We start from the raw sequence: 15,598 nt of genomic DNA on the forward strand, positions 1-15,598 counted from the left end.
CGGGCGAGCCGGACGCTTCGGTCAGGCGAGCACGTTCTTGGCCCGCAGCGTCTCCCGGATGGCCGCGACCGAGGTCAGGCCACGGATCTCAGCCACGGACAGTGCGATGCCGAACGTGTGCTCCAGCGTCGTGACGAGCTGGATGTGCTTGAGGCTCGTCCACGCGGCGGACCTGCCCGGCCCGACGTCGTCGCCGATCTCCGCCGGGTCGGTCTCCAGGACCTCGGCGATCAGCCGGACCAGCGGCGTGGCGTCGGACGTGGTCTCGCGGACGGACCGTGGACGCATGTCCGTCCACACCTCCTCGATGTAGGCCAGGCACTCCTCCTTGCTGGCCGTCTTCCCGGCGTCGTGCCAGCCCGGCGGGTTCTCCTTGTGGTCCGGCCAGACGGAGTACTGCTCCTCGTCGTTCACGACCACCCGGTAGGAGGGGTCGGCCGTGGCGGCGGTGTCGGTCATGGATGGCTCCTTCAAGTGGGCGCTCATTTGGCGGGTGCGGTGCCGGGAGTCACCGCGGAGGGCTCGGTCTCGCCGCCCCCGTCCGGCAGGAGGTCCTCCGCGTGCCGGATGGAGGGAGTGAGAAAGCCGACGAGGGCGACGACAGCCGCGCCAAGGCCGGACACGATGAACAGAACGGCGATCCCGGAGCCCGGTCCGGTGCCGGTGATGGGACCGAAGACCGAAGCGAGCCACCCGTCCGACCGCATGGCGGGCTCCAGGAGGTTGTCGGCGAGCACACCGGCGGAGAGGTAGGCGAGAGGGCTCGCGATGTTCTCGACCATCTGGACCACGGCGAAGATGCGCCCCTGGAGTCGCGGTGGGGTCTTCTCCTGCCAGATGGTCTGGTTGTAGCCGTCGATGAAGGGCAGGGCACCCCAGCCGAAGAACAGCGCGATCGACCAGATCCAGATGCCGTCGAAGCCGAAGAGGATCCGCCCGAGAACGCCGAGGACGAGGATCGCGACGAGCATCCGGAGAACCTTGTCCTGGGTGGGCTTGAGCATGGCCAGCACGACGCCCGCCCCCGTGCCGCCGATCGCCCCGATGACCTGGACGATGCCCACCGCGTTGGCCGAGTCGCCGGTGCGGGCGAGGACCAGCGGCGGGAACAGCACCCAGCCGAGCGCGGACAGGAAGCTGATCGCGATCATGATGGACAGCAGCCCGACCAGTGGCCGCCTGCGCGCGATGTACGTGAAGCCCACGGCGAAGTCCCGCCGGAACCTGGACCCGGCGGACCCCGTCTCCCCCGCGGTGTGGTCGCGGACGGGGTCGGGCGGCAGCGTGACGGCGTAGACAGCGGCGACCGCCAGCAGGGCCGAGACCACGTCGATGGCGAGGATCGGGGCGAGCCCGAACGCCGACATCAGCGGCGCGGCGAGGGCGGGGGCGGCCACGTACGGCGCCGCCCGCAGCAGGCCCATCATCGCGTTGGCCCGGGTGTAACCGCCCTTCTCGATCATCAGCGTGATGGCGGCGCTGTACGCGGGTACCTGGAAGGCGAGGAACGCGCCGGTCAGGAAGTTCACCACGTACAGCTGCCAGAGCTGCGGATCCCCGAACACGTAGACGCCGAGCAGCGCCAGGGTCACGGCGGCCGAGCCGACATCCGCGGCGATGATGGTGGTGCGGCGGCTCCACCGGTCGATCAGCACCCCCGCGATGGGCGAGAAGGCGACGGTCGCACCGAAGGCGACGAACGTCAGCAGAGTCACGCTGAGGGCCGAGTGTGTCTCTTGGAAGACACTGATGCCGATGGCGAAGTTCGTCATCCGGGTGCCAACGGTCGACAACATCTGGCCGGACCACATCACAGTGAACCCGGCGAAACCCGAAGCGCGTCTCATAGGTGACTCATTTCCTTCCCTCGCGGGGTTGTTCTCCGGTCAGGTGCCGCACCGGACAAGAGGGCGGCCTGCTCGGCGATCGTCGAGTGGGCGGAGAACTGCCTGGCGGTGATGGGGACACCGGCCTGGTTCGCGTGGTGGGCGGCCTGGATGGCGAGCATCGAGTCGCCGCCGAGGGCGAAGAAGTCGTTGTGGATGCCAATCCGGTCGACATCCAGGTGCAGCAGGTCTGCCCAGATACGCGCCAGCGTCCGTTCCCGGTCGTCGCGGGGCCCTTCGCCGGTCTGTTCCGCCAGGGTCAGCGGCACCGCCGGCGACCAGCCGGATGTCGCCATCGGCGCGTCCAGCTCCCACGACCTGCCCACGGCAGCCCAAGGATCGTCCTCGTCGGGAAGCAGCACCGCGCACTCGGCCGCGTCAGCACCGTCCACCGCGGCGAGCGTAGCGAGCGCCGCGTCCACATCGCCGTCGATCAGCCGGATACGTTCGTCATCGCCGAGCCGGCCCGGCGCCTCGGCGCCGGGCGGAACGCACACGACCAGACAGCGGTCGTAACCATGCTGCAGCGCGGCCAGCCGTACCAGATCGACCCTCGACCAGCCCGTCGCCGTGGTGACCACCCACTTCACCGGGGAGACGCGGAAAGCCTGGTGCAGCCGCCGCACGGCTGTCTCGCCGATCGATGCCGGTAACGGGCCGGTAAGCACATCCGTGCCGGAGAGCGCGGCGAGCTCCACGTGCAGCCGGGCGTCCAGCCGGGCCTCCAGTCGGGGCTCCAGCAGGCCCTCCGAGGCCCGAGTCAGCACCACCAGCGGACGGCTCGCCCCGGACCGGTACGCCCTGACCGCCGCCACGACGTCGGTCACCGCGTCATCCAGGCGACGGACGAGCGCGCCCAGCCGTCCGGGCACCGGTGACCCGATCAGATCGGCCCAGCGCAGCACGACCACATTGATCCCATCGGGCTCGGCCGCGAAGGCTCCGGCGGGGTCGAGCAGGGTGCCGAACACCCGGGAGGTGATGGCGAGGCCAGGCGGGACGTCGAAGCGGGTGAGCAGCCGCTCGGCCTCGCGGCGGATCGGCTCGGCCGCCCAGGTCGCGGCGACGGTCAGCCTCGGCACGGTGGCGTGCGGCCTGGTGCGGGCGGTCTCCATCAGCGGTGGTCCGGGGACGGTGTCGTCGGGCGTGTCGCTCATCCGCACCAAGACCGACTCGAAGCGGGAGAGCAGATCGTCCACCACATCCCCGCCGAGCCTGGTGGTGTCGTACTCGACGGTCGCGCCCAGCGCGCCGTCCCGCCAGTGCAGGTGGAGGAACAGCTCGTACTGGGTGTCCGCCACCGGCACGTCGAGCGTCCGCACGGAAAGCTCCGGTAGGTCGAGGCCGACCGACCGCTCGTCGACCACGTTGAGCGCATGCTGGAAGATCGGGTGGTGCGACCGGTCGCGCGGCGGCTGGACCACCTCGACGATCCGGCTGAACGGCACGCCCCGATGCCGCTGCGCGCTCAGCACCGTCTCGTGCACGCGGCGCAGCAGCGCCCGCGACGTCAGCGCCCCCGACAGGTCCAGGCGCAGCGGCGTCAGGTGGGCGAAGCGACCGACAACGCCCTGCAGTTCCGGGCGGTCCCGGTCCCCGGACGGCACGCCGAGCACGACGTCTCCCCGGCCTGCTTCCTCGCCCAGCACCAGCGCGTACGCGGTGAGCAGCACGACGAACGTGCTGACGCCGCACGCCCGGGCGAGTTCCCCGACGCGGGCGCCCAGGTCGCCGCGGAGCGGCCGGGGCTCCACACCGGCTTTCCCCGCCGCTGACGAGTCGTCGCCGACGCGAGCGCGGGCCAGTTCCAGCCGTGGCGGCGCGTCTCGGAGGCGCTCGGCCCAGTAGGCCGAGTCGGCCTCGGCAGCCGCGCCGGCCAGCCAGTTCCGCTCCCACACCGCGTAGTCCGCCATCTGGACGGACAACTGGGGCAGCGGCTCGCCCAAGCCCAACCGGGCCCGGTAGGCGGCGGCCAGGTCCGCGAGGAAGATGTGCCAGGACCCGTTGTCGCAGACGATGTGGTGCATGCCGATCAGCAGGTGGTGCCGGTCGGATCCATCCCTGAGCAGCCGTATCCGCAGCAGCGGCCCTGTCTCCAGGTCATACGGCTGCGTCGCGTGCTCGTGGATCGCCGCGGCCGGCTCGTCCGGACGGCCGGCGACGTCGTCGATCCGTGCGGTGGGCCACCAGCAGTCGAGCCGGTCGTGGACGACCAGGACGGGGCGGCCATCCTCGGTGCCGAAGGTCGTGCGCAGGGCCTCGTGCCGCTGCACGAGGTCGTCCACCGCCCCGCGCAGCGCTGCCTCGTCGAGTGGCCCGGTCAGGGTGGCCGCGAAGGTGACCGCCGCGGAGTGGGTACCGAGCTGCGCGAGCGCCCACAGCCGCCGCTGGGTCGAGGCCGGCTCGATGGGCCTGTCCCGGGGCACCGGGACGACCTCCGAGTGACCACCGCCCTGCGGCGCGGCCCCTTCGTCCGAGGCGCCCGCCAGGTCGATCGTGTTGGCCAAAGCCGTGATCACGGGGTCGGCGTAGAACTCGTGGAACGGCACGGTAACCCCGAACTCCCGATGCACCAGGGACAGCATCCTGGTGACCAGCAGCGAGTGCCCGCCCATCGCGAAGAAGCTGCTACGCGCGCCGACCACGTCGGTACCGAGCTGATCGGCCCAGAGCGCTGCCAGCCGCTTCTCCGTCTCCGTCCGCGGCGGCACGTACTCCTCCGGATCCGCGTCTGCGGCGGGTTCCGCGAGGTGCCTCACCGCCGTTACGATCTGCGCCGCGGTGGCGAGGTGGGCCGCCGTGTAGTCCGCGCGTTCCGGACCAGGCGGCTCTGCCCGCCATGCGGCGTGCATCCGCCGTACGGCGAGCGTCCCGAGCGCGGCGAAGAACTCCTCGGTGTACGGGACGTGCCCGAGTGCGTCGGCAATGGAGTCGACGACCTCCGCGACGCCCAGTCTGGCGGCGAACTCCGCAGGCCACGTCACCTCGACACCGGGCACACCGGCCAGACCCCGAGCCAGCCTCTCGTCGGCCGCGCCGAAGTCGGTCCCCTCGTCCGACGGGCAGATCATCATCAGCAGTGGCGCGTTCGTCCGGGAACGGAACGCAGCGACGCCCGCGAGCAGCTCGTCGACCACTCCGGTGAGGAAGTCCGCAGCGGAGCCGCCGAGCCGGTGGCGGGACCAGTCGTCCCAGCGCAGGAGCACGACCTGCCCGTCGCTCCCGTTGCCGGCGAGGAGCTGCTGGAGGACCTGGCCGTAGGGCGCGAACCGCACATCGAACGGAACCCGCGAGAAGCCGGACCAGAACCGCATCGCCTCACCCATCGGCTCGGCTGTGAATGACGCGGCGACCTCCACCGCGCGGCGGCGCACCGGCACCAAATCGGCGATCGGCCGGTGGGGTGTCTCGGCAAGCCCGGTCAGCACGGCAGCCAGGCCGTCGGTGACGTGCCGGGCGGTCTCGTCCAGATAGAGGTCGGTGCTGTAGCCGAGGACGCCGGTCAATCCAGCGGCCGCGCGGCGCACCGTCAGGAACATGTCGAACTCGGTAGTGCCCGTCTCGACGCGCTCCGGGGTGAACGTGACGCCGCCCGCCTCGCGGGCCTCCGCCACGTCGATCTCGCTGACGCTGAGCATGATCTGGAACAGCGGGTTGTACGCGAGCCGCCTGGCAGGCGCGAGCTCCCGCACGAGCTCGGAGAACGGCACGTCCTGGTGCGCCATCGCGGCGGCTGCCGACCGCTGGACCCGACGCACCAGCTCGTCGCCCGACGGACTGCCGGACAGGTCGACACGGGTCACCACCGTGTCGGCGATGCTGCCGATGAGCGGTTCGAGCTCCGTCCGCCGCCTGCGCGCGACCGGCGTGCCGAACAGCACGTCATCCTGCCCGGTGATCTGCTGGACCAGCGCCGCGAAGGCCGCGGTGACAACGTTGTTGAGGGTGACCCCTGCCCGCCGGGCCACCGCCACCAGGCGCTCGGTCACGTCAGCGGCGAGGGTGAACTCCCTGTGGTTGCCCCGCCCGCTCTGCAAAGGCGGGCGTGGGCGGTCCGCTGGAATGGTCGAGAGGGCCGGGGCGCCGGCCAGCCGTTCGCGCCAGTAGGAAAGCTGCGACGCGAGCCGTCCGTCGGCGACCACCTCCCGCTCGGCCGCGGCGTAGTCGGCGAACCGCAGGCGGAGCTCGGGCAGCTCGGCGTCCCCGCCGGTGCGGCGGGCGTAGCAGGCGACCAGATCGCCCAGGAAGACCTCGGTGGACCACCCGTCGACGACTATGTGGTGGACACAGACCAGCAGCAGGTGGTCGTGCGGGCCCAGCACGAGCAACGTCACGGTCACCGGAGGGACGCTGGTCAGGTCGAACACCGGCCGGACCCGCTCGGCGACCAGCCGCGCGACCGCCGGAGCGCGCGGCCCGGCCGGCTCTCCGGCGACCACCTCCGGAGCGACCACGGGCATGGGCGGCAGGAACGTGTCGAGCACGACCTGGCGAGGCCCGTCGGGAGTCTTCCGGAACACCGTTCTCAGCGCCGACTGGCGGGCGACGACGTCCCCTATCGCGGCATGCAGGACGTCCCGCCTCAGCGGACCGGTCAGCCGGATCGCCAGCGTCACCGGCACCGATCGGCCGGGCGAAAACTGATCGGCCATCCACAGCCGCTCCTGCGCGGGCGACAGCGGGAGCGCGTCCCCGTCGTCGGTCCCGAGGGCCGGTGCCGAGGCGGTGGACCGCCGGGCCAGCCTGGCCTGAAGCAGCCTCTGCTGCTGCGGAGTGAGCCCGTCAAGCAGCTCGCCGAGGTCCTTGTTCATCACACCGTCCGCTCTACGAGGTCAGCGGCCGCGTCACAGATCGACGCGAACATGAGATCGGCCGTGGTCGTCGGTCCTGCCGACGACCTCGAACTGGCCGTCGGGCAGAACGCGCGCGAGGTCGCCCGTCCGGTAGAGCCGGGTGCCCGGCTGCTGGGCGAAGGGATGCGGGCCGAAGAGCTCGGCAGTCAGCGCAGGCCGGCCCAGATAGCCGCGGCTCACCGTCGGGCCGCCCAGGTAAAGCTCGCCCACAGTCCCACACGCGACCGGCCAGAGGTCGTCGTCGAGGACGTACGCCTCCACGTTGGGGAGCGGGTGGCCGATCGGCAGCGGCTGGTCCGGTTGCTGCCGATCGCTCGTGGTGACGATCCAGGTCGTCTCGGTGGAGCTGTAGGCGAGGTGGAAGTTCCGGCCCCGTTCCCAGCGCTTGACGACGTCCAAAGGGACCGCCTCTCCGCCGACCACCAGGGTGCGCAGGTCGGGCAACTCCGCGTCCGGCAGCACCGCGAGCACCGAGGGCGGCAGGAACGCCGTCGTGACGCGCTCCTGTTCGAGCAGCCGCGCCAGCCCCGGGCCGATCAGCTCGGCGCCGGGCGACGGCAGCACTACCGCACCCCCACTGGTCAGCGGCCCGAAGATCTCCCCGATGGTCGCGTCGAACGTGACCCCGGCGAACTGCAAGGTCCAGGTCCCCGGGCCGAAGCAGACGCGGCTGCCGATCCCGGTGAGGAAGGCGGTCACGCAGCGGTGCTCGACCATGACGCCCGGCCGTCCGGTCGAGCCGGACGTGTACATGACGAATGCGAGGTCCTCGGGACGCGCGCAGGTGGGCGGGAGGCCGTCGTCGGACAGGGAGTCGACGGGTTCGTCGACCAGCACCACGGGGCAGACATCGGCGGGCAGCCGGCCGACGAGATCCGTCCGGGTGACCACCAGAGCGACGCCTGCGTCGTCGAGCACGGCGCCGAGCCGCCGGGCCGGATAGGACGGCTCCAGCCCGATGTACGCCGCACCGGACTTCAGCACTGCCAGCAATGCGACGACGAGCTCGGGAGAGCGGTCGAGCAGAACGCCGACGTAACCGCCCCGACGGGCGCCGCGTTCACGCAGCCGCACCGCGAGGCGACAGGCCGCCTCGTCGAGCTCGGCGTAGGTGCGCACGGTGCGTCCGTGGAAGACCGCGACCGCCTCCGGGGTCGCCGCGGTCTGGCGTTCGAACAGGCCGTGGATGGTGTCCCAGCCGATCGGGTGGTCGTGGGCACTGGTCATGGCTGGCTGGTCCACCTCCCTGCGGCTCGACCGTGGACCCGCAGCACCCACCTTCGCCCTGGGCTCTGACGCGCCGCTGACGGCACGCTGGTCAGCGTTGACGCCACTTACGCACCGTCGGCAGGGCTGCCCGTGCCGGCCGCCTGCAACAGCCTTACGTCCCCGGGCTCGGGTGCCAGGTCGGCCGCGACCAGCCGGACCAGCGTGGACATCCGATACCGCCCGTCCTGCAGCGCCCAGAGGAGGTGCACGTCGGCAAGGGTATTGAGGGCGGCGCGCACGCAAGGGAGCGTGAGCCCGGTGTGTGCGGCGAGCACGGGCGCGGCCACGCCTGCGGAATCGACCTGCGGCCAGCCACCGAGTACCCGGAACATCCTCCTCGCGTCCGCCGACAACAGCCGGTCGTAACCCGCCCGGATGCGGGCCCGCAGGGTCAGCCCGCCGAAGGCGAGCTCGTCGAGGCGCCGCTGCTCGTCGAAGAGCTGATCGGCCATGCCCTTGAGCGGGAGCTCCGGCCGGGCGGCAAGACGCGCCGCCACGAGGCGGATCGCGAGCGGCAGGTTTTCGCACAGGTGGACGATGGTCCGAGCGGACATGAGCTCCTCGTCGACCCGCTCCGGCCCGACCGTACGGCGCAGCAGGTCCAGCGCCTCCTCGTCGTCCGGGGCGTGCAGGGTGAGATGCACGGAGCCGTCGATCAAGGTGAGCGCGCGCTTCCCGGTCACCAGCGCGGCGGAGGTGCCTGCCCCCGGTAAGAGCGGGCCGACGTGGCCGAGGCCGGCCGCACCGTCCAGGACGACGAGCACTCGCCGGGTCGCGAGCGCCGACCGGAACAGTGCGGCCAACTCCTCGCCGCAGCGGGGCAGCGCGGTGACGCCCAGCATGGGAAGCCATCGCCGGAGGATCTCCGCCGGCTCCGGCGTGGTGTCGCCGTCCCCGTGCAGGTTGGCGTAGAGCTGGCCGTCGGAGAAGCACACGGCGAGCCGGTGAGCCGCGTGTACGGCAAGAGTGGTCTTGCCGACCCCCGCCGGACCGTTGATCATCCCGACCCGTCCCGCCCCTTCCTCGGAGAACCAGCCGCAGACCTCCGCCAGCTCTGCCCGCCGGCCCACGAACGTCGAAGTGTCACGAGGCAGCTCGGCCGCCGGTCGTACAGGCCCGCCGCCGGTGGCCTTGGGGCGTGACGGGGCGGCCGCCGTCCCCCCGAACCAGAGGCCGTCGGCGCCCGCTGTCCTGCCGGCCGCCCGCCCGGACAGGATGTCCCGTTGTAGCTGCCGTAGCTGGGGCCCCGGCTCGATGCCCAGGTCCTCCCGCAACCGGGTACGGGCGCGTCCGTAGGTCGCCAGCGCGTCGGCCTGGCAGCCGGTGCCGAAGAGCGCGACCATCAGCAACGCCCACAGCCGCTCACGGTATGGATGGGCAGCAACAAGATTTTCCAGCCGGGGCACCATCTCCGCCTGCCGCCCCAGCACGAGCGCCGCCTCGGCGGCATCTTCCGCGACGGCGATGCGCAGATCCTCCAAGCGTTGGACGTCGCTCTGGAGCGCCGTGGCCGACACGTCAGCGAAGGCGGGCCCCCGCCACAGATCCAGCGCCGTCTGCAGGGCGGCGCACCCCTCGTCCGGCCGCCCGGCCTTGATCGCCGCGCGCCCACGGGCCGTCAGCTGCTCGAAGCGGTGCAGATCGAGTGCGCCGTCGGGCAGCATCATCCGGTAGCCGCCCGGCTCGGTCACCAGCGCGGTGTCCGAGTCGAACTTCAGGGTCTGGCGGAGCCGGTAGACATAGGCCTGCAGCGTGTTCTTGGCCTTTCCAGGGGGAGCGTCGCCCCACAGTTGGTGCTCCAACTCGTGCACGGGTACGGTCTGGCCGGCCCGCAGCAGCAGGACAGCCAGCACGGTTCTCTGCTTGTCGGCGGCGATGTCGATCAACCGGTCGCCGTCCCGTACTTGGAGGCAACCGAGGATCCGGAACTCCATCATGCTCGGGGTGCTGACGGTGAGCATGCTTTCGAGCTTGGCGAAAGCGGTATCGAGCCGGGCCGGGCCGGGTGCGGCTCCGCGATCAAGCGGAAGCCGAAGGCCCTGCGGTGGTAGTAGGCCATCTGACAGCCGTCGCCGACGGATAGGCGGACATGGCTGCGGCGCGAATGATCCATGATTCCCCAACATTCCCCAGCATCCCCAGTGGCCGCCGTGGGCACGGCCGACGTCATCATCACGTCGAGGGCTGAACGCCTTGCTGAACAAGAGGGGGACTTCGTCAGGCTTCCTCGCGTAGCCGGTCCTCGACCTCCTCGGGGGACATCTCCGCGATCTCCGCGATCATCCGGGCCATCAGCTTCGGGTCCTGCCTGTCGTCCTCGACGGGCAGGAAGCCGTGCTGCTCGGTGAGCGCGACGAGTTCCCGGGGCGTCGGCGCCGCGTACAGCGCGTCGGCCGGCAGTTCGACGCCGGTTGCGTCGGCAACCCTGGCGACGATGCGGACCGCCAGCAGCGAGTGGCCGCCGAGCTCGAAGAAGTTGTCGTCGAGACCGACGTCGTCGATGCCGAGCAACTCCCGCCAGACGCGTAGGACGTTCTCGGACAGACCCGCGGACGCCGTCGCGCCGGCTTGCCCGGTGTCGGCGTGGGGCCGCACCTCCTGCGCGACGTGTGTCTCCTCCGCTGCGATCCCAGGGGCCAGGCCGGTTCCGGGCACCGGATCCACCCAGTGCCGCAGGCGCCGGAACGGGTACGTCGGCAGCGGTACGCGCGACCACGTCCCCCGGCGCCACCGGCTCCAGTCCACGGGTGCGCCCACCTCCCACAGCCGGCCGACCGTACGGGCCAGGTAGGCACCGTCGTCGGCTTCGCGCTCCGGGTCGGGCAGGCCACCGAGCACGACATGGTCGTCGCCGGCCTTACCGACGAGCGAACGAAGGGTGGCCCCCGGACCGACCTCGAGGAGCACCGACGCCGGGCCGCTCAGCAGCCGCCCCACCCCGTCGTGGAAGCGGACCGGGGCGAGCAGGTGACGGATCCAGTACTCCGGGTCCACGGCCTCCTCGGGACGGATCCAGTCACCGGTCAGGTTGGACACGAACGGTATCTCCGGCGGACGGAAAGCGGTTGCACGCAGCCTCGACACGAACAGCGCGGCCACGCCTTCCATCATCGGCGAGTGGAAGGCGTGGGACGTGCGCAGCCGGCGGCACGTGACACCGTCCGACCGCAGCCGCTCCTCCAGAGCCGCCACGGCGGGCACGGGGCCGGACACGACGCAGAGGGCGGGGCCGTTCACTGCCGCGACCGCGATGTCGGCGCCGAGCGCGGGAAGTACCTCGTCCACCGGCAGGTTGACGGTGAGCATGGCGCCGGGCGGCTGGTCCTGCATGAGCCGTGCCCGCTCGGCGACCAGGTCGAGCGCGGTGGCGAAGTCGAAGCACCCGGCGATGGTCGCCGCCACGTACTCGCCGAGGCTGTGCCCGATCATCGCCCTGGGCACGAGCCCGAGCTCCATCCACAGGCGGGCGAGGGCGTGTTCGACGGCGAAGAGCGCCGGCTGTGTGTAGCTGGTGCGCGCCAGGGTCTGCGCGTTCTCGGCCGGATCTCCCGCGTACAGCAAGCCGCGCAGGTCGAAGTCCAGACGCTCGTCCGCAGCGTCGATCCAGGTGCGGAAGGTCTCCTCCGTCTCGTACAGCTCCCGCCCCATGCCGACCCGCTGAGCGCCCTGTCCGGGGAACATGAAGACCACGCCACGATCGCGGGCGTCCACCGTCGGCGGTCGCACGGCGGCCAGTGCGTCGATCGCCGAGTCGATGTCCGCGCAGGCGACCGTTGCTCTGCGGCGCTGAGGTGTGCGGCCACTCTGCAACGTGGCGGCGACGTCCGCCAGATCGGCCTCCGGATGAGCCTTCAGGTGCTCCCTGAGCCGGGCGGCCAGTTCGAGCAGCGGCTCATCCTCACGGGCGGACAGGGTCAGCACCTCCTGCTTGCGTCCACCAGGTGATCTCGGTGACGGGGCCGGTGGCTCCTCAAGGACCATGTGCGCGTTCGTCCCGCCGATGCCGAAGGAGCTGATCGCCGCCCTCCGCCGCCGGCCGTACTCCGGCCACGGCGTCGCCTCGGTGGACAAGCGGAATCGGCTGGAGTCGAGGTCGATGTCCGGGTTCGGCCGGGTGAAGTGGCGGCTGGGCGGCAGAACGCCGTGTTTGAGCGCCAGCACCGTCTTGATGAGACCCGCGATGCCTGCCGCGCCCGAGAGATGGCCGATCTGCGCCTTCAGGGTGCCGAACGTGCACGGCGGACCGTCGTGGCCGAACGCCTCGGTGAGCGCCTCGAACTCGATCGGGTCCCCCAGAGACGTGCCCGTCCCGTGCGTCTCCATGTAGGTGATGGTGCTCGGGTCCACGCCCGCGACGCGGTGCGCCGCGCGGATGACGGTGACCTGTCCGTCCACCCCTGGCGCGGTGAAGCTCATGCGCCGGGCGCCGTCGTTGTTCACCGCCGACCCCAGGATGACGGCGTGGATCGTGTCGTGGTCGGCGAGAGCGTCCGCCAGAGGCTTGAGGACGACCACCCCCACACCGTTGCCGAAGACCGTCCCGTCGGCCCCGGCGTCGAACGGCAGGCAGCGTCCGGTTGAGGAGAACACCGAGCCGGCGGCGTACATGTACCCCTCGTGCTGGGGCACGTGGACCGTGACGCCGCCGGCCAGGGCCATTTCGCACTCGCCGGCGAGCAACGCCTGGCAGGCCATGTGCACGGAGACCAGGGAGGACGCGCATGAGGCCTGCACGCTCATGCTCGGCCCGCGCAGGTCGAGGTGGTAGGAGACCCGGGCCGACAGCATGTCCTTCTCGGTGGCCAGCAGGAACTCCTGTGGGCTCGTGTGGTCCAGCGCCCCGGGGGACCGCAGCAGATGCGTGAGCAGGTAGGCGTTTTGGCTGACACTGGCGTAAACACCCACCGGCGCGCCTTCGGTGCGGGGGGCGTATCCCGCGTCCTCCATCGCAGCCCAGGCGCACTCCAGGAAGATGCGTTGTTGCGGGTCGAGCAAGGCGGCGTCCCGCGGCGTGTACCCGAACAGCACGTTGTCGAAGTACTCGACGCCATCGAGCACGCCGTGGACGTGCCGGTAGTCGGAGTGCCGGGCCAGATCCGGTGCCACACCAGCGGCTATGGCGTCGTCCGGGGTGAATGACGAGACTTGCTCGCCACCGTCGAGAACGTTGTCCCAAAACTGTCCGACCGAGTCCGCGCCGGGGAAACGTCCCGCCATGCCCACGACGGCGATCTCGAGCCCCGTCTGCTCCGTCTGCTCCGCGGTCATCGCTCGTCCCCTTTCATCGCGGCGCGCCGCTGGGCACGGGCGACTGTTGTCAGCCTGTTGCGTCCTCTGCCGTGGTCCGCCTCGACCGCGGGTACCGCGGCCGCCTCCAGATGGCGCACCAGCAGGTGCACGGTCGGGTTGCGGAAGAGCGTGACCATCGAGATCTCCCGGTCCAACGACTGGACCAGCCGAGCCCTGAGCCGCATCAGCAGCAGCGACGTGCCGCCGATGTCGAAGAAGTTGTCGTGCATGCCGACGTCCCCGGAGCCGAGAGTCGCGGCCCAGGCCGCGGCGACTTGCTCCGCCAGACCGGCCCCCGGCGCGACACGGTGACCGGCCTGCTCGACGAAGGGGTCGGGCAGGGCGGCGCGGTCGATCTTGCCGTTCGGGGTCAACGGCAGGGCGTCGAGCACCACGATGGTCGAGGGCACCATGTGCTCGGGCAGCCGATCCGCCGCGAAGACACGCACGTCCGCCCCGGTCACGCCGGATCCGGTCACATAGCCGGCCAGCCGCAGCTCGTCGGCGGCGCCGTACGGCACGACAACGGCCTGCCCCACGCTCGGATGGCGGGCCAGGACGGCTGCGACCTCGCCGGGCTCGACGCGGTATCCCATGACCTTGACCTGGTCGTCGCCGCGCCCGACGAACTCCAGATCCCCGGTCGGCAGACGCCTGACCAGGTCGCCGGTCTCGTACATACGCGCCCCGGGCGGCTCGGCGGGGCACGGTGTGAAGGCGGCCGCAGTCGCAGCGGGAGCGTTGAGATAGCCGCGGGCCAGGTTCTCCCCAGCGATGTGCAGATTTCCCGTGACTCCGTCGGGGACGGGCTCGTTGTCCGGTCCGAGGACATGCACGCGCACACCCAGGAACGGACGGCCAAGGGGGACCGTCGCAGCCTCTGGCACGTCCTGCGGTACCCGGAAGGCGAGCATCGAGACCGTGGTTTCGGTCGGTCCGTAGTGGTTCTCGACGGCCAGATCCGGCCTGGCGGCGCGGACCAGGCGGACCAGGTTCGGCTGCAACGGCTCGCCCGCGCAGATCAGCAGCTGCTGCGGCAGCACCCTGGCGACCTCGGCACCGTCCACGCCCGCCAGAGCGGCAAGGTGGCTCGGCACGAGCTTCATCGCGTCGATCCGGTGTCGCGCGAAGTACTCCGCGAGGGCCTCCGAGTCGGTCGCCTGCTCCCGCGACAGCACGTGCAGCCGGCCGCCGGTGGTCAGCGCCCCGAACACGTTGGTGCTGCCGAGGTCTGCGGAGAACGTGGACAACAACGCCCAAGACCACCCCGGCTCGATCCGCTCGTACAGGCCGTTCAGGTAGTGGATGTACTGGCGGTGCTCGACGGCGACCGCCTTGGGCTCGCCGGTCGAGCCCGAGGTGAAAAGTACGTAGCACAAGGCCGAGCCGGGTGTGGGTGGCCGGACCGGACCCGCCTCGCCGTGGTCCTCCTCCCCCAGCACGACGACGGGGAGCCCGGCGGCCCGCTCTGCCAACTCCGGGGTCGTCACCACGGCCACCGCGCCCGCGGCCGAGAGCAAGGCGTTGACGCGGGTGTCGGGATACTCGGAGTCGAGTGGCAGGTAAGCCCCGCCCGCCCGGAGTATTCCGAGCATCCCCGCAATCATCGCCGCCGATCGGGGAACCAGCAGGCCTACGGGACGATCCGGTCCCACGCCGAGTGCAGCGAGCCGGACGGCCACCCGCTCTGCTTGGCGTTCGAGCTCACCGTAGGTGAGGTCACCGTCGGGTCCAGTGACCGCGATCCTCGACTGGGCCCCACGCGTCTGGGCGGCGATCAGTTCGTGCAGCGTAGTTCCCTCAGCGGCTCCCATGAAAGCGATCGTCGTGCCGCACGCTGACTCAGCGCTGAACCGGCGGTGACGCGCCACCCCGCTCGATCGCCACCGGCGCAAGTTCAAGCCGAATAGTGACGGGTTCGCGAAACCGAACCCTCACCAGCCTCGTCCACGTTGTCCGGGTGGAGCACACGCCTGATCTATCCGTTACGTCGCCTTCACGAGATTGTTCGTTTCCGGCGCCGACTAGCGGGCTGTCGACGAACTCCCGGACGGGGGACCGCATGGGAAACGATCGCGTGGCAGAACATGTACGCCGTTACTACGAGTGTGTCGACGCGGGTCAGGTGGACCAGCTGCTCTACCTCTTCAAGCCGGACGCCGTTCGCGGGCGCCGTGGTGCACGGGCAGTTCACCGGCATGCTCAAGGACGGAAATGCGGTGAGCCTGCGGTGCCGGCCGGCGAGATGACCGGACAAGGACATACACACCGTGACGGCGCCGACAGCAGCGGCACCAACGG

The 15,598-nt window shown here is 71.0% G+C and carries 7 protein-coding genes; all 7 read right to left on the minus strand.

Annotated features, from left to right (window positions below; translation table 11 throughout):
- Window positions 1-21: 21 nt before the first annotated feature.
- Window positions 22-459 carry an MbtH family NRPS accessory protein gene (locus tag ALI22I_RS55445; protein ID WP_083751488.1) on the minus strand — a complete coding sequence of 146 codons (438 nt, stop codon included), beginning with the start codon at window positions 457-459 and terminating at the stop codon, window positions 22-24.
- A 23-nt stretch (window positions 460-482) separates the two neighbouring features.
- Window positions 483-1,847 carry an MFS transporter gene (locus ALI22I_RS06700; RefSeq protein WP_077004625.1) on the minus strand — a complete coding sequence of 455 codons (1,365 nt, stop codon included), beginning with the start codon at window positions 1,845-1,847 and terminating at the stop codon, window positions 483-485.
- Entirely contained in the window at window positions 1,844-6,697 is a 4,854-nt protein-coding gene (locus ALI22I_RS06705; protein WP_077004626.1) for a condensation domain-containing protein, read from the minus strand. The genes ALI22I_RS06700 and ALI22I_RS06705 overlap by 4 nt, the downstream gene beginning before the upstream one ends.
- A gap of 33 nt (window positions 6,698-6,730) precedes the next feature.
- Complete coding sequence (locus tag ALI22I_RS06710; protein WP_077004627.1) at window positions 6,731-7,966, minus strand: amino acid adenylation domain-containing protein; 1,236 nt, start codon at window positions 7,964-7,966, stop codon at window positions 6,731-6,733.
- Window positions 7,967-8,073: 107 nt separating this feature from the next.
- Window positions 8,074-9,969 carry an AfsR/SARP family transcriptional regulator gene (locus ALI22I_RS06715; RefSeq protein ID WP_077004628.1) on the minus strand — a complete coding sequence of 632 codons (1,896 nt, stop codon included), beginning with the start codon at window positions 9,967-9,969 and terminating at the stop codon, window positions 8,074-8,076.
- Window positions 9,970-10,225: 256 nt separating this feature from the next.
- The gene (locus tag ALI22I_RS06720; RefSeq protein ID WP_077004629.1) at window positions 10,226-13,276 is read right to left on the minus strand and encodes a type I polyketide synthase; all 3,051 of its coding nucleotides are present in this window, start codon (window positions 13,274-13,276) and stop codon (window positions 10,226-10,228) included.
- Complete coding sequence (locus tag ALI22I_RS06725) at window positions 13,273-15,111, minus strand: amino acid adenylation domain-containing protein (protein WP_077004630.1); 1,839 nt, start codon at window positions 15,109-15,111, stop codon at window positions 13,273-13,275. The genes ALI22I_RS06720 and ALI22I_RS06725 overlap by 4 nt, the downstream gene beginning before the upstream one ends.
- Between the last annotated feature and the right edge of the window lie 487 nt (window positions 15,112-15,598).

This window comes from Saccharothrix sp. ALI-22-I (genome assembly GCF_001984175.1).
Taxonomy (GTDB): Bacteria; Actinomycetota; Actinomycetes; order Mycobacteriales; family Pseudonocardiaceae; genus Actinosynnema.

What these genes read in the sequence shown, in the direction of transcription:
- ALI22I_RS06715 (WP_077004628.1), bottom strand. Translation starts at nt 9,969, where the DNA reads ATGCTCACCGTCAGCACCCCGAGCATGATGGAGTTCCGGATCCTCGGT.
- ALI22I_RS55445 (WP_083751488.1), bottom strand. Translation starts at nt 459, where the DNA reads ATGACCGACACCGCCGCCACGGCCGACCCCTCCTACCGGGTGGTCGTG.
- ALI22I_RS06700 (WP_077004625.1), bottom strand. Translation starts at nt 1,847, where the DNA reads ATGAGACGCGCTTCGGGTTTCGCCGGGTTCACTGTGATGTGGTCCGGC.
- ALI22I_RS06705 (WP_077004626.1), bottom strand. Translation starts at nt 6,697, where the DNA reads ATGAACAAGGACCTCGGCGAGCTGCTTGACGGGCTCACTCCGCAGCAG.
- ALI22I_RS06710 (WP_077004627.1), bottom strand. Translation starts at nt 7,966, where the DNA reads ATGACCAGTGCCCACGACCACCCGATCGGCTGGGACACCATCCACGGC.
- ALI22I_RS06720 (WP_077004629.1), bottom strand. Translation starts at nt 13,276, where the DNA reads ATGACCGCGGAGCAGACGGAGCAGACGGGGCTCGAGATCGCCGTCGTG.
- ALI22I_RS06725 (WP_077004630.1), bottom strand. Translation starts at nt 15,111, where the DNA reads ATGGGAGCCGCTGAGGGAACTACGCTGCACGAACTGATCGCCGCCCAG.